Source organism: Nocardia sp. NBC_00511 (assembly GCF_045161165.1).
Classification (GTDB): Bacteria; Actinomycetota; Actinomycetes; order Mycobacteriales; family Mycobacteriaceae; genus Nocardia.
This window is the reverse complement of record NZ_CP107849.1, coordinates 5,962,766-5,986,437: the sequence shown is the minus strand read 5'-3', so window position 1 is coordinate 5,986,437 and position 23,672 is coordinate 5,962,766. Positions and strand designations below refer to the sequence as shown.

Sequence of the window (23,672 nt, the reverse complement as noted above, 5' to 3'; positions counted from 1 at the left end):
TCGACGTGGACGCCGCCCTCGCGGGTGGCGCGGCCATGAGTGAGGCCGTCAAGGCGGTCAAGGAGCAGTTGCTTTCGGTGCCGGACAAGGGCATCGGCTACGGCCTGCTGCGCTACATGAACTCCGATACCGCCGCGGCGCTGCCCAAGCAGCTGCCGGGTCAGGTCAGCTTCAACTACCTGGGCCGGGTCGCCGAGGGCGATGTGCCCGAGGCGCTGCGCGGGTTCGGCTGGATCCCGGCCGCGGAACTGGCCGACCTGGCCGGCGCCTACGACGCCGACATGCCCGCCATGGCGCCGATCGACGTCAACGCGATCGTCATGGGCGACAAGCTGACCGCCAATATCGGCTACCCCGGCACGTTGCTGTCGGCCGCCGAGATCGCCGAATTCGCGGCGCTGTGGGTGGCGGCGCTGGAAGCCGTTGCCCGGCACGCGGAATCCGCGCAGGCCGGTGGTCACACGCCGTCCGACTTCGGGCTGGTGCGCATCACCCAGCGCGACATCGACGGCTGGGAACGGCATTACGGCTCCCTCGAACAGGTGTGGCCGCTCTCCGCGCTACAGGCCGGTCTGCTGTTCCACGCCCAGCTGGCCGTCACCTCGGTGGACGTCTACACCGCGCAGGCGGTGCTGACCCTCAACGGCCGCCTGGACGGGGACCGGTTGCGGACCGCCGCGCAGGCGCTGATGGACCGCCACGAGATCCTGCGCACCGCCTATGTCACCGACGCCTCCGGCACCTCGGTGCAGCTGGTGCTCGACGGGGTGCGGGTCGCCTGGACCGAGCACGACCTTTCCGGCATCGCCGACGAGACCGAGCGCGCCGCCGCGCTGGCGGAGATCATCGCCGCCGACCGCACCACGCGCTTCGACCTGACCGCGCCGCCGCTCATCCGCTACACGCTGGTGCGCACCGCGGCCGACGCCTGGCAGCTGGCCGTGGCCAACCATCACATCCTGCTCGACGGCTGGTCCATGCCGCTGCTCATGCAGGACCTGCTGGTGCTCTACGCCACGCACTCCGACGCGTCGGTGCTGCCGCCGGTGCGCTCCTACCGCTACTTCCTGGAATGGGTTGCCCAGCAGGACCGTTCGGCCTCGATCGCCGCGTGGCAGCAGTCGCTGCGCGGGGTGTCGGAGCCGACGCTGCTGACCCGTCCCGATGCGGGCCGTGAGATCACGGCACTGTCCGGGGAGTACTTCTTCGAACTGGACGAGGCCGCGACGGCGCGCCTGACCACGCTGGCCGCCGAGATCGGCGTCACCCCGAACACCGTGCTCCAGGTGGCCTGGGGCATCCTGCTCGGTCGCCTCACCGGTCGCGACGACGTGCTGTTCGGCACCACGGTGTCGGGTCGCCCGGCGCAGCTGTCCGGCGTGGAATCCATGGTGGGTCTGTTCATCAACACCGTGCCGGTGCGGGTCGCCTTCGACCCGGCCGAGGCGGCGAGCGCGCTGCTCACCCGTACTCAGGGCGAGCAGGCCGATCTGCTCGATCACCACTATGTGGGCCTGGCCGACATCCAGTCGGCCGCCGGTGTCAACGGACTGTTCGACACCCTGGTGGTGTTCGAGTCGTATCCCGTTGACGCGGACGGTATCCGGGCGAAGGCCGCCGATATCGACGGCATGGCCGTCACCGGTCTGGACGCCGCCGACGCCACCCACTACCCGCTGACCCTCATCGCTCAGCTCGACAGCCGGCTGCGTATTCGCGCGGGTTACCTGCGGGATCTGTTCGACGAGGAGGCTGTCCGCCGCATCGCCGACCGCCTGGTGCGGGTGCTCACCGCCATCACCACCGCACCCGGTGCGGCCGTGGGCGATATCGAGCTGGTGGACGCCGCCGAGCGCGAACTCGTTGTCTCGCAGTGGAACCGGACCGACTTCGATGTCGCGGCCGTGCTCAACGAACGTGAGGCCGACGCGGCGACGCTGGTCGCGATGTTCGAGGCGCAGGCCGAGCGGACTCCGGACGCGATCGCGCTCAGCTTCGAGGGGACGAGTCTGTCCTACGCCGAGTTCGGCGAGCGGGTGCACCGCCTGGCGCGCTGGCTCGTCGAGCGTGGCGTCGGCGCGGAATCCTTTGTCGCGCTGGGTATGCGGCGTTCGATCGACCTGGTTGTCGGCATGTACGCCGTCGCCGTCGCGGGTGCCGCCTATGTGCCGCTGGATCCAGATCACCCGGCCGAGCGCATCGAGTACATCCTCGAGACCGCCGACCCGGTGACCGTGCTGACCTCCGGTGACGACCTGCCGGTCGACACCGCGCAGGTGCGCATCGACCTGCTGGAGCTGTCGAACTACTCGGCCGCGCCGCTGACGGACGCGGATCGTCGTGCGCCGCTGCGGGATTCCAACACCGCGTACGTCATCTTCACCTCCGGTTCGACCGGTCGCCCGAAGGGTGTGGCGGTGCCGCACTCGGCGATCGTGAACCGCCTGGTGTGGATGCAGGCCGAATACGGGCTGACCGCCGATGATGTGGTGTTGCAGAAGACGCCCGCCACCTTCGACGTGTCGGTGTGGGAGTTCTTCTGGCCCTTGCAGATCGGTGCGAAGCTGGTCGTCGCGAAGCCGGAAGGCCATCGCGATCCGGCGTACCTCGCCGACCTCATCGCGACCGAGGGCGTGACGGTCACTCACTTCGTGCCGTCCATGCTCGCGGTGTTCGTCGCCGAAGAGTCGGCGGCACGTTGCACCAGCCTGCGGCTGGTCTTCGCCTCCGGTGAGGCGCTCTCGGCCAAGCCGTCGCACAAGCTGCGCGCGCTGACCGGTGCGGAACTGCACAACCTCTACGGCCCGACCGAGGCCGCGGTCGACGTCACCTACCACCAGGTGATCGACGCCGACGCGGACTCGGTGCCGATCGGCCGCCCGGTCTTCAATACCCAGGTGTACGTGCTGGATTCGCGGCTTCGGCCGGTTCCGGTGGGTGTCGCGGGTGAGCTCTACCTGGCGGGTGCGCAGTTGGCGCGCGGCTATGTGGCGCGACCGGACCTGTCCTCGGATCGCTTCGTGGCCAACCCGTTCGGTGACGGCGAGCGCATGTACCGCACGGGTGACCTGGTCACCTGGACCGCCGACGGCGAGCTGGACTACATCGGCCGTACCGACTTCCAGGTGAAGCTGCGTGGTCTGCGCATCGAGCTCGGTGAGATCGAATCCGCGCTCACCGCACTGGATTCGGTGGCGCAGTCGGTGGTCGTGGTGCGCAGCGATGTGCACACCGGCGATCAGCTGGTCGCCTACGTCATCCCGGCCGCCGGGCACACGGTGGACGTGGAGAAGGTGCGCGCCGAGATCGGTGAGAGCCTGCCCGCGTACATGGTGCCGTCGGTGCTGCTGGCGCTGGATGAGTTCCCGCTCAACGCCTCCGGCAAGCTGGACCGCAAGGCGCTGCCCGCGCCGGTGTTCGAAGCGGCGGTCTTCCGCGCCCCGGTGACCCCGATCGAGCAGATCGTGGCCGGGGTGTTCGCCGAGGTGCTCGGTGCCGAACGCGTCGGTCTCGACGACGACTTCTTCGCCCTCGGCGGCAACTCGCTGATCGCCACCCAGGTGGCGGCGCGACTGTCGTCCGCGCTGGACGCGCAGATCGGGGTGCGCGAGATCTTCGAGGCCTCGTCGGTCGCCGGACTCGCGGCGCGCGTCGAAAGCCATTCCGGCACCGGCACTCGCCTCGCGCTGACCGCGATGGAGCGCCCGGAGCGGCTGCCGCTGTCGCTGGCGCAGAAGCGCATGTGGTTCCTCAACCGGTTCGATCCCGAATCGGCCATCGACAACATCCCGGCGGCGGTGCGCCTGTCGGGTCTGGTGGATCGCCAGGCCCTGCAGATCGCGGTCGCCGACGTGCTGGCGCGCCACGAGTCGCTGCGCACCCGGTTCCCGGAGGTCGACGGCGAGGCGTTCCAGGAGATCGTGCCGACCGGCCAGGTCATCCCGGACCTGACCCCGGTCGAGGTCTCCGAAGCCGAACTGCCGCAGGCGCTCTCGACGCTGGTGCTGACCGGCTTCGACGTCACCGTCGACGTGCCGTTCCGGGCCGCCCTCTTCGAGGTCAGCCCCACCGAACACGTGCTGGCGCTGGTGGTGCACCATATCTCCGCCGACGGCTTCTCCATGGGCCCGCTCACCCGCGACGTGATGACCGCCTACGGCGCTCGCGTCACCGGCGGCGAACCCGACTGGCAGCCGCTGGAAGTCCAGTACGCCGACTACGCGCTGTGGCAGCGCGCGGTGCTGGGCGACGAGCACGACGCCGAATCGGTGATCTCCCAGCAGATCTCATACTGGCGTGACGCGCTGACCGGCCTGCCCGATCAGCTCGACCTGCCCGCCGACCGGCCGCGTCCGGCCATCGCCTCCGGGCGCGGCGCGACGCACCTGTTCGACATCGACGCCGAAACCCACGCCGCGCTGGCCGAACTCGCCCGCACCCGCGGTGCGACGCTGTTCATGGTCATGCACTCCGCGCTGGCCGTGCTGCTGTCCCGGTTGTCGGGGGAGCGCGACATCGCCATCGGCACCCCGGTCGCCGGTCGTGGTGAGCGTGCCCTCGATGATCTGATCGGCATGTTCGTCAACACCCTGGTGCTGCGCACCGAGGTGGACGGCGGCACCGGCTTCACCGAACTGCTGAACACGGTGCGCGCCACCGACATTCAGGCCTTCGGTCACGCCGATCTGCCCTTCGAGCGGCTGGTCGAGATCCTCAACCCGACCCGCTCGCAGGCGCGGCACCCGCTGTTCCAGGTGATGCTGTCGTTCCAGAACACCGGCATCAACGAGCTGGAGCTGCCGGGTCTGACCGTGAGCGGCGTCGACCTGCCGCTGGACACCGCCAAGTTCGATCTCCAGCTGGTGCTGACCGAGAAGCTCGGTGCCGCCGATGTTTCCGGCAACGGCCACGGTGCCGCCCTGTCCGGCATCACCGCCGAGATCATCTACGCCACCGATCTGTTCGACGCGGCCACCATGGCCGACTTCGCCGACCGGTTCGACTTGCTGCTCAAGGGCATTGCCGCGCAGCCGGATCGGGCCATCGGCGATATCGAGCTGCTGGTCCCGGGTGAGCGCACCCGGGTGCTGCGGGATTCGAACCAGACCACCACCGGCGACGACTACGTGCCGAGCCGGACGCTGGTCGCGCAGTTCGAGGCCCAGGCCGCGCTGACGCCGGACGCGACCGCGGTCGGCTTCGCACCCGCCGACGCCGCGCAGCCGGTGGTGTCGCTGACCTACGCCGAGTTCTCCGCCCGGGTGAACCAGCTGGCCCGCCGCCTCATCACCGAGGGCGTCGGACCGGAATCCCTGGTCGCCCTGCACATTCGGCGCTCGATCGACTTCGTGGTCGCCGCCTACGCGGTGGTCACCGCCGGTGGCGCGTACGTGCCGGTGGATCCGGACCAGCCCGCCGAGCGCATCGCCCACGTGCTCGGCACCGCGAACCCGGTATGCGTGCTGGCCACCTCGAGCTCGCGGGTCGAAACCGATGCGTTCGGAGTCCTGGAGGTCGACACCGCCGACCTCTCCGACCAGGCCGCGCACCCGGTGGCCGACGCCGAACGCCGCGCCCCGCTGCACCCGCAGCATCCGGCGTACGTCATCTTCACCTCCGGTTCGACCGGAAAGCCCAAGGGCGTCAGCGTCTCCCACGAGGCGATCGTCAACCAGGTCGACTGGATGCAGGCCGAGTACCAGCTCACCGCCGCGGACATCTACCTGCAGAAGACCCCCAGCACGTTCGACGTGTCGCTGTGGGGCTACTTCATGCCGCTGCGCGTCGGCGCGACGCTGCTGCTCGCCACCGCGGACGGGCATCGCGATCCGGCGTACCTGACCGATGTGATCGAGCGCCACGGCGTCACCGTCACCGACTTCGTGCCCTCGATGCTGAGTGTCTTCGCCGCCCAGCCGGATTCGGATCAGGTGCGGACCGCGCTGCGCACGCTGCGTCAGGTGTACGTGATCGGTGAGGCGCTGCCCGCCGAGACCGTGCGCGCCTTCGGCGCGGTCAGCGCCGCCGAGGTGCACAACCTGTACGGCCCGACCGAGGCCGCGGTGTCGATCACCTACCGCGATGTCACCGGCGAGGTCGACCGGGTCGTCATGCCGATCGGCAGCCCGGAGTGGAACAGCCGTGTCTACGTGCTGGATTCGCGCCTGCACCCGACGCCTCCGGGTGTCGCGGGTGAGCTGTACCTGGCCGGTGTCCAGCTGGCGCGCGGCTACGTCGCGCGGCCGGACCTCACCTCGGATCGCTTCGTCGCCAACCCGTTCGACGCGGCGGGCGAGCGCATGTACCGCACCGGTGACCTGGTGCGCTGGGATCACACGGGTGCCGAAGCCGAGCTGGTCTACCTGGGCCGCACCGACTTCCAGGTGAAGTTCCGCGGTCAGCGCATCGAGCTCGGCGAGATCGAGACCGCGCTCACCGCGCACGAATCGGTCAGCCAGGCCGTGGTGGTGCTCTACACCGACGAGCACACCGGCGACATGCTCGCGGGCTACGTGGTGCCCGCGGCGGGACCGGTCGATCAGGAAGCGCTGCGGGCGCACCTGGCCGGACGCCTGCCGTCCTACATGGTGCCCGCCGCGCTGGTGGTGCTGGACGCGTTCCCGCTCAACACCTCCGGCAAGCTCGACCGCAAGGCGCTGCCCGCGCCGACCTTCGAGGTGCGGGCCTTCCGGGCCCCGGAGTCCTCGACCGAGCAGTCCGTCGCCGCGGTCTTCACCGAGACCCTCGGCCTCGAGCGACCGGTCGGCCTGGACGACGACTTCTTCGCCCTCGGCGGCAACTCGCTGATCGCGACCCAGGTCGCCGCCCGCCTCGGCGCGGCGCTCGACACCCGGGTTCCGGTCCGGCTGCTGTTCGAGGCCCCGTCGGTGACGGCGCTGGCCGCGGCCCTCGAGGCCGCCACCGGCACCGGTCGCGGCAAGGCTCTGAAGGCCGGTCCGCGCCCGGAAGAGATCCCGCTGTCGCTGGCTCAGCAGCGCATGTGGTTCCTCAACCGCTTCGACACCGCCTCTGCCGTCAACAACATCCCGCTCGCGGTCCGCCTCACCGGCGACCTCGATGTGGATGCCCTGCTGGCCGCCGTCGGCGACCTGCTCGAGCGGCACGAGGTGCTGCGCACCATCTACCCGGAGAACGCGGAAGGCCGTGGCGTGCAGGTCATCCTGCCCGCCGACCAGGTCCGCCTGGACTCCGCGGCCAATGCCGGAATCCATGGCGGTGGCCTCGGACTGGCCGCACTCGAGGTGCCCGAGGCGGAGCTGCGCGAGCGCATCGCCGAGCTGGTGCTCACCGGCTTCGACGTCACCGCCGCGGCCCCTGTGCGTGCCGGACTGTTCCGAGTCAGCGATGCCGAAGAGCCCACGCACGTCCTGGTTTTCGTGGTTCACCACATCTCCGGCGACGGCTGGTCGGTGCGACCGCTGGCCCGCGACGTCATGGTCGCCTACGCCGCGCGCGCCAATGGCGAGGTGCCGGGCTGGGCTCCGCTGCCGGTGCAGTACGCCGACTTCGCGCTGTGGCAGCGCGAGACCCTCGGCGACGAGGACAACGCCGAATCGCTGATCTCCCAGCAGGTCTCCTACTGGAGCACCGAACTGGCGGGCCTGCCCGACCAGATCGACCTGCCCTCGGATCGTCCGCGCCCGGCCGTCGCCTCCAATGCCGGTGGCGTGCACGAGTTCGAGATCGACGCCGAGCTGCTGGCCGGACTCAACGGCCTGGCCCGCGAGCACGGCGCATCGCTGTTCATGGTGGTGCACGCGGCCTTCGCGGCCCTGCTGGCGCGACTGTCCAACGGTGACGACATCGCCATCGGCACCGCGGTCGCCGGTCGTGGCGAGCAGGAGTTGGACGACGCCATCGGCATGTTCGTCAACACCCTGGTGCTGCGCTCCGCGGTCGACTCCGGTGAGAAGTTCACCGAACTGCTGGCCCGCACCAAGGACACCGACCTGGCCGCCTTCGGCCACGCCGACCTGCCCTTCGAGCGCCTGGTCGAGATCCTCAACCCGGCCCGCTCACAGGCCCGCAACCCGCTGTTCCAGGTCATGCTGTCGTTCCAGAACACCGGCGCGGCGACCTTCGCCCTGCCCGGCCTGGAAGTCGCGGGCGTGCCCCTGGACGTGGTCACCGCCAAGTTCGACCTGCACCTCAACATGATCGAGCGGGAAAACGGCGACGGCATGCTCGCCGAATTCGCCTACGCCACCGACATGTTCGACGCGGCCACCGTCGCGGGCTTCGGCGCGCGCCTGGTGCGCCTGCTCTCGGCCGTGATCGCGTCGCCGACCGCGCTGGTCGGCGATATCGAACTGCTCGACGCCACCGAGCGCCGTCAGGTGCTGCGGAACTGGAACGCCACCGAATACGACGTCGAACGCGTCGCCCTCGGCGGCAAGAAGCGTTCGGCCGCACCGCGTTCCGACGTCGGCGTCACCCTGGCGTCGATGTTCGAGACGCAGCTGAAGGCGACCCCCGACCTCACCGCGCTGGTGTTCGAGGGCGAGAGCCTGACCTACGGCGAGTTCGCGTCGCGGGCACACCGCCTGGCCCGCCACCTCGTCGCCGAGGGCGTCGGCCCGGATACCTATGTGGCACTGGGCATGCGCCGCTCCTTCGAGCTGCTGGTCGGCATGTACGCCGTCACCCTCGCCGGTGGCGCCTACGTGCCGCTGGACCCGGACCACCCGGCCGAGCGCAACCAGTACGTGCTCGACATCGCGCAGCCGGTGTGCGTGCTCAGCACCGGTCGCGACGGCTTCGAAACCGCCACTCGCACACTGCTGATCGACGCGCTGGAAGCCGACGGCGTGCTGTCGGGCTACGCCGACGGACCGATCACCGACGCCGACCGCGTCGCCCCGCTGCACGGTGACAACACCGCTTACGTGATCTTCACGTCGGGTTCGACCGGTCGCCCGAAGGGTGTGGCCGTGAGCCACGCCTCCATCGTCAACCGTCTGGTGTGGATGCAGACCGAATACGGTCTGTTCGATGACGATGTGGTGTTGCAGAAGACGCCCGCCACCTTCGACGTGTCGGTGTGGGAGTTCTTCTGGCCCTTGCAGATCGGCGCGACCCTGGTCATCGCCAAGCCGGACGGTCACCGCGATCCGGCCTACCTGGCCGACCTGATCATCGAGACCGGCGTCACCACCGCGCACTTCGTGCCGTCGATGATGTCGGTGTTCGTGGCCATGCTGGAAGCCGATTCGGACAAGGCCGCCGCCTGCACCTCGCTGCACCAGGTCTTCGCCTCCGGCGAGGCGCTGCCGGTGCCGACCGCGCAGAAGTTGCGCGAGCTGACCGGTGCCCGCCTGCACAACCTGTACGGTCCCACCGAGGCGGCCGTCGACGTCACCTATCACGAGGTGGAGGACACCGACACGCTGTCGGTGCCGATCGGTGCGCCGGTCTTCAATACCCGTGTCTACGTGCTGGATTCGCGTCTGCACCCGGTCGCCCCGGGTGTCGCGGGTGAGCTGTACCTGGCCGGTGTCCAGCTGGCACGCGGCTATGTCGCGCGGCCGGACCTGACCGCCGATCGCTTCGTCGCGGATCCGTTCCACGACGGTCAGCGCATGTACCGCACCGGTGACCTCGTCAAGTGGAGTGGTCGCGGGGAACTGGATTACCTGGGCCGCACCGACTTCCAGGTGAAGCTGCGCGGTCTGCGCATCGAGCTCGGTGAGATCGAAGCCGCGCTGACGGCCGTCGAATCCATCGCGCAGGCGGTGGTCGTGGTCCGCAGCGACGAGCGGCTCGGCGAACAGCTGGTCGGCTACCTGGTTCCGGCCGTGGGCCACGTCGTCGATGTCGACGCGGTGCGCACCGGCCTGCACGACGCGCTGCCCGGCTACATGGTGCCGACCGCGTTCGTGCTGCTGGACGCCTTCCCGCTCAACGCCTCCGGCAAGCTGGATCGCAAGCAGCTGCCCGCGCCGGTGTTCGAGGCCAAGGTCTTCCGGGCCCCGTCCACCCCGATCGAGGAGATCGTGGCGGGCATCTTCACCGACGTCCTCGGCGTCGGCCGGGTCGGTCTCGACGACGACTTCTTCGAGCTCGGCGGCAACTCGCTGATCGCCACCCAGGTCACCGCCCGCCTCGGCGCGGCCCTGGACACCCAGCTGGCGGTCCGCGACCTGTTCGAGGCCTCCACGGTGGCGGCGCTGGCCGCCCAGGTCGAGCGCAATGCCGGTTCCGGCGCGCGCCCGCGCCTGATCCGCGGTGACCGGCCCGAATACCTGCCGCTGTCCCCGGCGCAGCAGCGCTACTGGTTCCTCAACCAGTTCGACACCACCATCTCGGCGGTGGACAACATCCCGCTGGCGGTCCGCCTCACCGGCGCGCTGGATCTGGATGCCATGCGGCAGGCCATCGCCGACATGATCGCCCGCCACGAGGTGCTGCGCACCATCTATCCGCGGTCGGTCGCGGGTCCGCGCCAGGTCATCCTGACCACCTCGCGTATCGACCTGTCGCTGACGCCGGAGGAGGTGACCGAGGACGAATTGCTCGGCAAGGTCATCGAATTCGCCATGACCACCTTCGATGTCACCGTCGAGGTGCCGCTGGCGGTCAAGTTGTTCCACATCGCGGACAGCCCGTTGGGTGATATGGGCGTGATAACCGAACAGCACGTGCTGGCCTTCACCGTGCACCACGTCTCCGCCGACGGCTCGTCGATGGGCCCGATGGCGCGCGACATCATGGTCGCCTACATGGCCCGGGTGAACGGCGATGTGCCGCAGTGGAATCCGCTGCCGGTGCAGTACGCCGACTACGCGCTGTGGCAGCGTGAGGTGCTGGGTTCGGAGAGCGATCCGGAATCCCTGGCCGCCAAGCAGGTCGGATACTGGACCCGGGCCCTCGCGGGTCTGCCGGACCAGCTCGAGCTGCCGACCGACCGCCCGAGTCCGCCCGCACAGTCCTTCCACGGCAAGGCACTTCGCTTCGACATCGACGCCGAGCGGCACGGCAAGCTGCATCAGCTGGCCCGGGCCAGCAATGCCTCGCTGTTCATGGTCGTGCACGCCGCGCTGGCGGTCCTGCTGGCGCGCCTGTCCGGCACCGGCGATATCGCGGTCGGCACCCCGATCGCGGGCCGTGGTGAGCGCGAACTCGACGACCTGATCGGCATGTTCGTCAACACCCTGGTGTTCCGCACCCAGGTCGACGGCAGCGTGAGCTTCGCCGACCTGCTCGCCGAGGTGCGCGAACGCGACCTGGAGGCATTCGCCAACGCGGACGTGCCGTTCGAGCGTCTCGTCGAGGTGCTCAACCCGGTCCGCTCCACCGCGCGCAACCCGCTGTTCCAGGTCGGCCTCTCGTTCCAGAACCTGGCCGAGACCGCCTTCGAACTGCCGGGCCTGCACGTGTCCGCGGTCGACTTCGAATCGCGACTGGCCAAGACCAGCCTGCAGGTGACGCTCTACGACCGGTACGCCGAGGACGGCACCCCGGCCGAGATCTTCACCGAATTCGGTTACGCCACCGACCTGTTCGACGAACCGACGGTGCGCTCCTTCGCCGACCGCTTCATCCGGGTGCTGGACGCCATCGTGGCCGACGCCACCACCCCGGTCGGCGACATCGACCTGCTCGACGCAGAGGAGAACGACCGGATCCTGCAGCGCTGGAACAACACCGGGCAGAGCGTCGACGCCGTGCTGCCCGGCGGTTCCGAGGCCACCCTGGCCTCGCTGCTGGACCGCGCGGTGTCCGACGACCCGAAGGCGGTGGCCATCGTGGCCGACTCCGCCGACGGCGCGGACACGCTGACCTACGCCGAGCTCGACGCCCGGGTCAACCAGCTCGCCCGCGAGCTCATCGCGCGCGGCATCGGTGCGGAAGACCGTGTCGCCCTGGCGATCCGGCGCTCCACCGATCTGGTGGTCGCGATGTACGCGGTCGCCAAGTCGGGTGCCGCCTATGTGCCGATCGACCCGGATCAGCCCGCCGAGCGTGTCGGCTACATCCTGGAGACCGCGGCCCCCAAGGCCGTGCTCACCACGGCCGCAGTCGGTTTCGAGACCGAGCTGGCGCAGGTGCTGCGCATCGACGAGCTGGACCTGTCCGGCCACTCCGATGCGCCGGTCACCGCCACCGACCGGGTCCGCGAGCTGACCGCCGCCAATACGGCGTACGTCATCTTCACCTCCGGTTCCACCGGCCGCCCGAAGGGTGTGGCGCTGCCGCACGGCGCGGTCGTCAACCAGTTGCTGTGGAAGGTCACCGAATTCGGCCTCGACCCGGCCGACGCGGTGCTGCTCAAGACCGCCGCCACCTTCGACCTCTCGGTCTGGGAGTTCTGGTCCGGCGTGGCCTGCGGCGGCCGCCTGGTCATCGCGGCCCCCGACGGCCACAAGGATCCGGCGTACCTCAACGAGCTGATGGCGCGGGAATGGGTGACCACCCTGCACGTGGTGCCGTCCATGCTCGACGCGCTGCTCACCGACGGGCTGCCGGATTCGCTGTGGCGCATCCTGGCCATCGGTGAGGCGCTGCCCGGACCGCTGGCGCAGCGGGTGCTGCGGGAGCGTCCGCGCACCGAGCTGTTCAACCTCTACGGCCCGACCGAGGCCGCGGTGTCCATCACCAGCCACCGGGTCACCGAGCGCGACGAACTGTCGGTGTCCATCGGCTCCGCCGAGTGGAATTCCCAGGTGTTCGTGCTGGATTCGCGGTTGCGGCCGGTGCCGGTCGGCGTCTCCGGTGAGCTGTATCTGGCCGGTGCGCAGCTGGCGCGCGGCTACTACGGCCGCCCGGACCTGACCTCGGATCGCTTCGTGGCCAACCCGTTCGGTGCCGCCGGTGCCCGCATGTACCGCACCGGCGACCTGGTGGCCTGGCTGGCCAACGGGGAGCTGGAGTACCGGGGCCGCACCGACTTCCAGGTGAAGATCCGTGGTTTCCGCATCGAGCTCGGTGATATCGAGAACGCGCTGCTGCGCCTGGACTCCATCGCCTCGGCGGCGGTGCTGGCGCACACCGACCCGGTGCTGGGCGACCGCCTGGTGGCCTACGTGGTCGGCGCGGACGGCGAACCCGACAAGAAGCAGCTGCAGTCCACGCTGGCCGCGGAGCTGCCGTCGTACATGATCCCGTCGGTGTTCATGCCGCTGAACGCGTTGCCGCTCAACGCCAACGGCAAGCTCGACCGCAAGGCGCTGCCCGAGCCCAGCTTCGAGAAGGCGGTCTTCCGCGCTCCGGTCAGCCCGATCGAGCAGATCGTGGCGGGCGTGTTCGCGGAGGTGCTGCGCGTCGAGACCGGCCGCATCGGCCTCGACGACGACTTCTTCCAGTGGGGCGGCAACTCGCTGCTGGCCACCCAGGTGGCGGCGCGCCTCGGCGAGGCGCTCAACTCGCGGGTGCCGGTGCGCCTGCTGTTCGAGGCCTCCACCGTGGCCGCGCTGGCCGCCCGGGCCGAACAGGACGCCGGGGCCGGCCGCAAGGCGCTCGTCGCCGCACCGCGACCGGAGAACATCCCGCTGTCGCTGGCACAGCAGCGCATGTGGTTCCTCAACCGCTTCGACACCGCCTCGGCGGCCTACAACGTGCCGGTCGCGGTGCGCCTGTCCGGCGTGCTCGACGAGGCGGCACTGCGTTCGGCCATCGCGGATGTGGTTGCGCGCCACGAGATCCTGCGCACCATCTACCCGCAGACCGAGGACGGCGCGGTGCAGGTCATCCTGCCGCCCGCGCAGGCCGTGCCGGAGCTGCAGGTTCGCACCGTCACCTCCGGCGAGGTCGTCGGCGCGGTGGTGGAGCTGACGTCGACCTCCTTCGACGTCACCGTCGAGGTGCCGATCAAGGTGGCGCTGTTCCGCATCGAGGACGCGGCCCCGGCCGCCCCCGCCGCGGCGCCGAAGTCGGAGGCCGCGGCACACGCGGCGGCCTACACCTTCGACTTCGCCGATATCGAGCCCACCGGGCAGTACCCGATCGTGGACCCGAACGCGCCCGCGCCCGCCGAATACGTGCTGGCACTGGTGATTCACCACATCTCCGGTGACGGCTCCTCGGTGGCCCCGCTGACCCGGGACCTGATGACCGCCTACGCGGCGCGCTCGATCCGGCAGAAGCCGGGCTGGTCGCCGCTGGCCGTGCAGTACGCGGACTACTCCATCTGGCAGCGCGAACTGCTCGGCAGCGAAGACGATCCGGAATCGCTGGCGTCCAAGCAGGTCGCCTACTGGAAGCAGGCGCTGACCGGGCTGCCCGATCAGCTGGATCTCCCGGCCGACCGGCCGCGTCCGGCGGTGCAGTCGTTCTCCGGTGGCAAGATCGACATCCGCATCGATGCCGAATTGCACCGGGCGCTGGTCGAATTGGCGCGTGCCGAGGGTGCGACGCTGTTCATGGTCGTGCACACCGCGCTCGCGGTGCTGCTGTCGCGCCTGTCGAATGCCGACGACATCGCCATCGGTACTCCGATGGCCGGTCGTGGCGAGGCGGTGCTGGACGACCTGATCGGCATGTTCGTCAACACCCTGGTGTTCCGCACCCGGGTCGATGGCGGCGAGCCGTTCGCCGAACTGCTGGCACGCCAGCGTGAGACCGACATCCAGGCGTACGCCAACGCCGACGTGCCGTTCGAGCGCCTGGTCGAGGTGCTCAACCCGGCGCGCTCCACCGCGCGGCATCCGCTGTTCCAGGTGGGTCTGTCCTTCCAGAACCTGACCCGCTCCAGCCTGGAACTGCCGGGCCTGACCGTCTCCGGTCTGGACGTCGACACCGAGCTCTCACAGTTCGATCTGCACCTGATCGTCTCCGACATCTACGGCGACGACGGTGCGGCACAGGGCATCCTGGGCATCCTGACCTACGCCGCGGACATCTTCGATCACGACACCGCACGCGGGTTCGCCGATCGGTTCGTGCACCTGCTCACCGAGATCGTGAGCGCGCCGCGCACCGCGGTCGGCGAGATCGAGCTGCTGGCCCCGGCCGAGCGGACCGAACTCCTCGACGCCCGCAACGCCACCGCGCACGCGGTGAACACCGACGCCACGCTGGTGTCGCTGCTCGAGACCGCGGTGCGGGCCAAGCCGACCGCCATCGCCCTGATCGGGCCCGATGGTGAGACGCTGACCTACGCGGAACTCAGCGCGCGGGTCAACGGCCTTGCCCGGCACCTGATCTCGCTGGGCGTGGGCCCGGAGGACCGGGTCGCGCTGGCGCTGCGGCGCTCGGTGGATCTGGTCGTGGCCATGTACGCGGTGTCGGTCGCCGGTGGCGCGTACGTGCCGGTGGATCCCGACCAGCCCGCGGAGCGGACCGGGTACATCCTGGAAACCGCCGCGCCGGTGTGTGTGCTGACCAACGCCGCTGCCGAGTTCTCGACCGAGATCGCGCCGCTGGTGCACCTGGATCAGCTTGCGCTGTCGGCTATCTCGCACACTCCGGTGAGCGATGCCGAGCGGGTCGCGCCGCTGCGTCCGTGGAACACCGCGTATGTCATCTTCACCTCCGGTTCCACCGGACGGCCGAAGGGTGTGGCGCTGCCGCACGCGGCGATCGCCAACCAGTTGCAGTGGAAGACAGCCGAATTCGAGCTCGGCGCGGACGACGCGGTGCTGCTCAAGACGGCCGCGACCTTCGACCTGTCGGTGTGGGAATTCTGGTCGGCCGCCGTCTCCGGTGGTCGCCTGGTCATCGCCGCGCCCGACGGGCACCGGGATCCGGCGTACCTCAACGAGCTGATGGCGCGTGAGCGCGTCACCACGCTGCACGTGGTGCCGTCCATGCTGGACGCGCTGATCACCGAATCCGGTGGGGCGCTCAACGATTCGCTGCGCCGGGTGCTGGCCATCGGTGAGGCGCTGCCGGCCGCGGTGGCGCAGCGCTTCCGGGCCGCCAACCCCGACGCGGGGCTGTTCAACCTGTACGGCCCGACCGAGGCCGCGGTGTCCATCACCAGCCACCGGGTCACCGACGCCGACCTGGGTTCGGTGTCGATCGGTGTGCCGGAATGGAATTCGCGGGTCTACGTGCTCGACGCGCGTCTCAACCCGGTGCCCGCGGGGGTCTCCGGTGAGCTGTACCTGGCCGGTGCGCAGCTGGCGCGCGGCTACTTCGCCCGACCGGACCTGACCGCGGATCGCTTCGTGGCCAGCCCGTTCGGTGACGGCGAGCGCATGTACCGCACCGGTGACCTGGTGGCGTGGTCGCCGGTCAGCGGGGAGCTGGAGTACCGGGGCCGCACCGACTTCCAGGTGAAGATCCGCGGTTTCCGCATCGAGCTCGGCGAGATCGAGGCCGCGCTGCTGGCGCTGCCGGAGATCGCGCAGACCGCCGTGCTGGCCCGCTCCGACGCGCGCACCGGTGACCGCCTGGTCGCCTACCTGGTGCCGTCGGGCACGGATGTCGAAGTGTCACTGGTGAAGTCGGCGCTGTCGGACGCACTGCCGTCCTACATGGTGCCCTCGGCGTTCGTGGTGCTCGACGCGCTGCCGCTCAACGTGAACGGCAAGCTCGACCGTAAGGCGTTGCCGGAGCCGGAGTTCGAGACCACCGCCTTCCGGGCGCCGTCCACCCCGATCGAGGAGATCGTGGCGGGCGTCATCGGCGAGGTGCTCGGCCTGACCGAAGACGGCCGGGTCGGCGCGGACGACGACTTCTTCGCCCTCGGCGGCAACTCGCTGCTGGCCACCCAGGTCGCCGCCCGTCTCGGCGCGGCGCTGGACGCCCGCATCCCGGTGCGCGCCGTGTTCGAGGCCTCCACCGTCGCCGGGCTCGCCGCCAAGGTCGAGCAGCACGCCGGCGCGGGAGATCGCAAGGCGCTCACCGCCGGACCGCGTCCGGAGCAGGTGCCGCTGTCGCTGGCACAGCAGCGCATGTGGTTCCTCAACCAGTTCGACACCGCCTCGGCGGCCTACAACGTGCCCGTCGCGGTGCGCCTCACCGGTACGCTCGATGTGGACGCGCTGGCTCAGGCCGTCGCGGACGTGGTCGGTCGGCACGAGACCCTGCACACGATGTACCCGCAGGTCGACGGTGCTGCCGTGCAGGTGATCGTGCCTGCGGCGCAGGCGGTTCCGGATCTGCGGCCGATCGTGGTGGCCGCCGACTCGGTGCGCGACCGGATCGCCGAACTGATCACCACCGGCTTCGACGTCACCACCGAGGTTCCGGTGCACGCCAAGCTGTTCCGGGTCGACGGCGGTACTGATGTAGAGCACGTGCTCGTCTTCGTCACCCACCACATCGCGGCAGACGGCTGGTCCATGGGCCCGCTGACCCGCGACGTGATGGTGGCCTACGCCGCCCGCGCGGCCGGGGTCACCCCGGGCTGGGCGCCGCTGCCCGTGCAGTACGCCGACTTCAGCCTCTGGCAGCGCGAAGCGCTCGGCGCGGAAGACGATCCGGCCAGCCTGATCTCCGCGCAGGCCGACTACTGGCGCACCGCGCTGGCGGATCTGCCCGACGAGCTGAACCTGCCCTCGGATCGTCCGCGCCCGATGGCGCAGTCCTTCCGCGGCGGCCGGGTGCTGTTCCCGATCGACAAGGATCTGCACCGGGGTCTGCAGCAGATCGCGCGCACCAACAACGCGACCATGTTCATGGTCGTGCACACCGCGCTCGCGGTGTTCCTGGCGCGACTGTCCGGCACCACCGACATCGCCATCGGCGCGCCCATCGCGGGTCGTGGTGAAGCCGAGCTGGACAACCTGATCGGCATGTTCGTCAACACCCTGGTGCTGCGCACCGAGGTGAACGGGCAGAGCGGGTTCACCGAGCTGCTGGGCCGGGCCAAGGACAGCGACCTGCAGGCGTTCGCGCACGCGGACATTCCGTTCGAGCGGCTCGTGGAACTGCTCAACCCGGAGCGCTCCACCGCGCGGCATCCGCTGTTCCAGGTGGCGCTGTCGTTCGAGAACCTGCCGGAGAGCTCCTTCGAGCTGCCGGGCCTGCGGGTCGCCGCGGTCGAGTTCGAGAACGAGGTCGCCAAGTTCGACCTGATGCTGACCCTGACCGAGGCCGGATCCGGTGCGGACGCGGGCATGTACGCCGAATTCGGTTACGCCCGTGACCTGTTCGACCAGGCGACCGTCGAAGGGTTCGCGCAGCGCTTCACCCGCCTGCTCGGGCAGATCGTGGCCGCACCGCGCCAGGCCGTCGGGGATCTGGAGATCCTCGACGCCACCGAACGCGCCGACCTGATCGCCCGCACCGGCGGTCCGGCCATCACGCCGCGCGTGCTGCCCGAACTGCTGGCCGAGGCCGTCGCCAACAACCCGGTCGGCGAGGCGGTCGTCTTCGACGGCCAGGCCCTCGGCTACGCCGAACTCGACGCCGCCTCCTCGCGCCTGGCGCGGGTGCTCATCGAGCGCGGCGCCGGACCGGAAACCCGTATCGCGGTGGCGATCCGGCGCTCGTTCGAATCGGTGCTGGCCATCTGGGCCGTCGCCAAGTCGGGCGCGGCGTTCGTGCCGGTCGACCCGTCCTACCCGGCCGACCGCATCGCGCACATGGTCAACGACTCCGGCGCGGTGCTGGGTCTGACGGTGGACGACGAGCTGTCGGGGCTGCCGCCGGTCAAGAGCCTGGCGGGCTGGATCTCGCTCGACGATCCGATGGTGCAGGCCGAAATCGCCTCGCACTCCGCCGAATTGGTCACCGACACCGAGCGCTGGGGTGTGGTGCGGCCGGATCACGTGGCCTACGTGATCTACACCTCCGGCACCACGGGCATGCCCAAGGGCGTCGTGGTGACGCACTCGGGTCTGGCCAACTTCGCGACCGAGCAGATCGTGCGCTACAACCTCGACTCCGGTTCGCGGGCACTGCATTTCGCCTCGCCCTCGTTCGACGCGTCGGTGCTGGAGTACCTGCTGGCAATCGGTGCGGGCGGCACGCTGGTGATCGTCGCGCCGGGCATCTACGGCGGCGAGGAACTCTCCGAGCTGATCCAGCGCGAGCGCGCCACGCACGCGTTCATCACCCCGGCGGCGCTGGCGACCCTCGACCCGAAGGGCCTCGACAGCCTGCGGGTGCTGGTCGCCGGTGGTGAAGCGGTGCCTGCCGATCTGGTGGAGAAGTGGGCTATCCCGTTGGCGGATCGCACGACTCGTGCGTTCCACAACGGTTACGGTCCGACCGAGACCACGATCATGACCAACATCAGTGACGCGCTGACGCCGGGCGAGCTGGTCACCATCGGTGGCCCGATCCGCGGTATGCAGTCGCTGATCCTGGACGCACGGTTGCGGCCGGTGCCGGTCGGCGTCGCGGGCGAGCTGTACCTGTCGGGTATTCAGCTCTCGCGGGGCTACCACGACCGGCCGGGTCTGTCGGCGGAACGCTTCGTCGCCAACCCGTACGTTGCCGGTGAGCGCATGTACCGCACCGGTGACGTGGTCCGCTGGACCGCCACCGAAGCGCGGGGTGGCGGAGCGGAGGTGGAATACGTGGGCCGCAACGACTTCCAGGTGAAGGTGCGCGGTTTCCGTATCGAGCTCGGCGAGATCGACGCGGCGCTGGCGTCGCACGAGACCGTCGACTTCGCGGTCACCGTCGGCCACAAGCGCCCCGCCTCCCCGGGCTTCGAAGCCGGAGCGACCATTTTGGCCGCCTACGTGCTGCCGGTCGCGGGCCGGGTCATCGACATCGCGGAGCTCACCGAGCACGTCTCCGGCCGCCTGCCGGAGTACATGGTGCCCACCGCGATCACCGTGCTGGACGCGATCCCGCTGACCCCGGTCGGCAAGCTGGACCGGCGTGCGCTGCCCGAACCGGTGTTCACCGCGCGTGAATTCCGGGCTCCGGTCAGCGATCTGGAGGCGATCCTCGCCGAGGTGTTCGCCGATGTGCTCGGGCTCGAGCAGGTCGGTGCGGACGACTCGTTCTTCTCCCTCGGCGGCGACTCGATCCTGTCGATCCAGCTGGTCTCGCGGGCCAAGGCGCGCGGCATCAAGTTCTCGCCGCGCGACGTGTTCGAACAGCGCACCGTGGCCGGGCTGGCCGAGGTCGCCACCCTGGGCGGCGACACCGGCGTGCAGAAGCTGGCCGAACTGCCCGGCGGGGGAGTCGGCGACATCCCGCTGACGCCGATCATGCACGCGATCCTGTCGAATGGTTCGTCGTACCAGCGGTTCTCGCAGTCCATGCCGCTGCGACTGCCGGACGGCATCGCCCGCGAAACCCTGGTGGGTGCCATCGGCGCGGTCTTCGACCACCACGATGTGCTGCGGTCGCGGCTGCGCGGGAACTCCACGGACGGTTTCGAATTCGAGGTGCTGCCGCGCGGTGCGGTCGATGTCGACGCCCTCGTGCATCGGGTCGAACTGCCGGGCGACACCTCCGATGAGGAGCTGACCCGGGTCGGCAGCATCGAATTCGATGCCGCGCTGGGACGTTTGGATCCGGCGAACGCCGCCATGGTGCAGTTCGTGTGGTTCGCCTTCGGCTCCGCGGAGGGTGAGGCGAGCACCCGTCGCGATGTGCTGCTGATCGTCGCGCACCACATGGTGGTGGACGGCGTCTCCTGGCGCATCCTGATCCCGGATCTGGGTCTGGCCTGGTCGCAGCTGGCCTTCGAGCAGCCGATCGCGCTGCCCGAGACCGGCACCTCCATGCGGCGCTGGGCGCACGCCCTCGTCGAGGAGTCGGCCGCACCGGCACGCGTCGCGGAACTGCCGTTCTGGCAGCGGGTCACCGACACCCCCGATCCGCAGCTGGGTGCGCGGGCGTTCGATCCGGCGATCGACACCTTCGCCACCGTCGAGCGGGTCGAGGTCACGCTGCCGACCGCGGTCACCGAAGCCGTGCTCACCGCCGTGCCGCGCCTGTACCGGGGCGGCGTCAACGACGGACTGCTCTCGGCGCTGGCCATGGCCGTCGCGCGCTGGCGCGGTGAGACCGCGGGCGGCTCGGCGCTGATCAAACTCGAGGGCCACGGCCGCGAGGAAGAGATCGTGCCGGGCGCGGATCTTTCGCGCACGGTCGGCTGGTTCACCGCCGCCTTCCCGGTCCGTTTGGACCTCGATGGCGCGGACCTCGGCGATGCCTTCGAGGGCGGAAAAGCCCTGGGCGACATCGTGAAATCGGTCAAGGAGCAGCTCCTCGCCATGCCCGACAAGGGTCTCGGCTGGGGCCTGCTGCGGCACCTGAACCCGGAGACGGGGGCGGCGCTGCGCGACGTCGGGCAGATCAGCTTCAACTACCTGGGCCGGGTGTCCGCGGGCGAGGTGCCCGAGGATCTCGCCGAGGTCGGCTGGGTGCCCGTCGACGACCTGGGTCGCCTCGACGGCGAGATGGACGCCGACATGCCCGCCAACGCCACCCTCGACATCAACGCCATCGTCACCGACGGCGAGGACGGCCCGCAGCTGGGCGCGGCCTTCGCCTTCCCGACCGGGCTGCTCGAGCGGGAACGCGTGCAGGAGTTCGCCGATCACTTCGTGGCGGCACTGAGCGCGCTCGCCGCGCACGCGCAACGGCCGGAATCCGGCGGCTACACGCCGTCGGACATGGCGCTGGTCGACGTGACGCAGCCGGATATCGAAGTGTGGGAACAGAATTACCCCGCGCTGACCGATGTGTGGCCGCTCTCGCCGCTGCAGTCCGGTCTGCTGTTCCACGCGATGCTCACCCAGAACACGGTGGACGTCTACACCATTCAGGCCGTGCTCGACCTGAGCGGCGTGGTCGACACCGACCGGCTGGCCGTGGCCGCGCAGGCCATCGTCGACCGGTACCCGAGCCTGCGCACCGCCTTCGTCACCGACAGCGACGGGCAGGCCCACCAGGTGGTGCTCGACAATGTCGAAGCGCCGTTCCGGGTGGTGGATCTGATGGATCTGCCGGAGGCCGAACGCAATCCGCGCATGCGGGTGCTCATCGACGAGGACCGGGCCGATCACTTCGATCTGTCCGCGGCCCCGCTGATGCGGTTCATCGTGTTCAAGGTCGCCGAGGACCAGTGGCACCTGGTGATCACCACCCACCACATCCTGGTGGATGGTTGGTCCATGCCGCTGCTCATGCGCGACCTGCTGGTGCTGTACGCGGTGCGCGGTGATCTGTCCGCGCTGCCGCGCGTGGTGTCCTACCGCAACTACCTGTCCTGGCTGGCCGGACGCGACCGCGAGGAATCCCTCGCGGCCTGGAAGAAGGCCCTGGCCGGGGTCAGCGAGCCCACCCAGCTCGCGCCCGCGCCGCGCAAGGACGAGCAGTACGAGATCGGCCGCTACACCCTGGATATCGACGCCGACCGCACCCGGGCGCTCACCAAGCGCGCCCAGGAGTTGGGCGTCACGTTGAACACGCTGGTGCAGACGGCGTGGGCGGTGCTCATCGGCCGCCTCACCGGACGCAGCGACGTGGTGTTCGGCGCGACCGTGTCCGGCCGCCCCGGCGACCTGGCGGGCGTGGAATCCATGGTGGGTCTGTTCATCAACACGGTGCCGGTGCGCATCCGCGTCGACGACCGTCTGACCATCGGCGGACTGCTGGAGAAGGTGCAGCACGACCAGGCCGACCTGCTCGACCACCACCACATCGGTTTGACCGAGATCCAGCGGTTGGCCGGTGCCGGAGCCGAATTCGACACCCTGGTGGTGTTCGAGTCCTACCCGGTCGACAAGGACGCGATCGCGGCCGCCAGTTCCATCGACGGCATGTCGGTCAACGGTGTGGGCATCAACGACAACACCCACTACCCGATGAGCCTCGCGGTCATGGCCGGTGCGTCCATCGAGATCTCCATGCGCTACCTCGACAGCCGCTTCACCGCCGACGAGGTGGAGATCCTCGCCGCGCGCCTGAACCGGGTGCTCGACACGCTGCTCGGCGACTCGGATGCTCTGGTCGGCGACATCGACATCCTCGATGAGACCGAACGCGCCCGCATCCTCGCCGAAAGTGCCATCACCACAGCCGATTCCGTCGCGGAACCGGCCCGGGTCGGCACCGCGACGGTGGCCAACGCGCTCGCCGAGGTGGTCGAGGAGGATCCGCAGGCACCGGCGCTGCTGTCCGACGGCCAGGAGATCGCGTACCACGTCCTGGACCGCCGCAGCTCGCAGCTGGCCCGACTGCTCATCGACCGCGGCGCGGGACCCGGCGACATCGTCGCCGTCGCCCTGCCGCACTCCGTCGACGCCGTCGTAGCCACCTGGGCCATCCAGAAGGCGGGCGCCGCGGCCCTGTTCGCCGACGGCCTCTCCTTCGGTGAAATCCTCGCCGCCGGAGCCAATTTCGGCATCGCCCAGGAACCCGCCGCCAGCTCGGTCCGCTGGTTGACGCCCTCCGACCCGAAGGTCCAGGCCGACCTCGCCGCGCGCCCCGCGCACCCGGTCTCCTACACCGACCGAGTCCGCCCCCTCGGCGAAACCGACCCCGCCTTCGTCTACCGCAACGGCTCCGACACCTGGGCCACCCTCACCCAGTCCGAAGCCCTCGACCGCGCCGCGACCCTGCGCACCGACAACGAGATCGACTACGAATCGACCACCTACACAACAACCCTCGCCGGTCTCCCCGCGATCCACGAGTTCCTCGCCTCCGCCCTCGCCGGCGCGCTGTCCGTCGTCCCCGGTGACGACGTGGTCGGCGACCTGGACGAAGGCGAAGTGACGCACTGGTTCACGAACGCGGCCGACCAGACCGGTGAGGCCCCGGAAGAAGTCCGCGTAATCCCCGCGAACTGA

At 69.8% G+C, this 23,672-nt stretch carries 1 protein-coding gene (cut by a window edge); it reads left to right on the top strand.

The features are described 5' to 3' along the window. Positions 1-23,672 carry the 3' portion of a non-ribosomal peptide synthase/polyketide synthase gene (locus tag OG300_RS28080; protein ID WP_405486034.1) on the top strand. 20,452 nt of this gene lie to the left of the window's left edge, so the window shows 23,672 of its 44,124 coding nt (coding positions 20,453-44,124); its start codon lies beyond the left edge, outside the window; it ends in the stop codon at positions 23,670-23,672.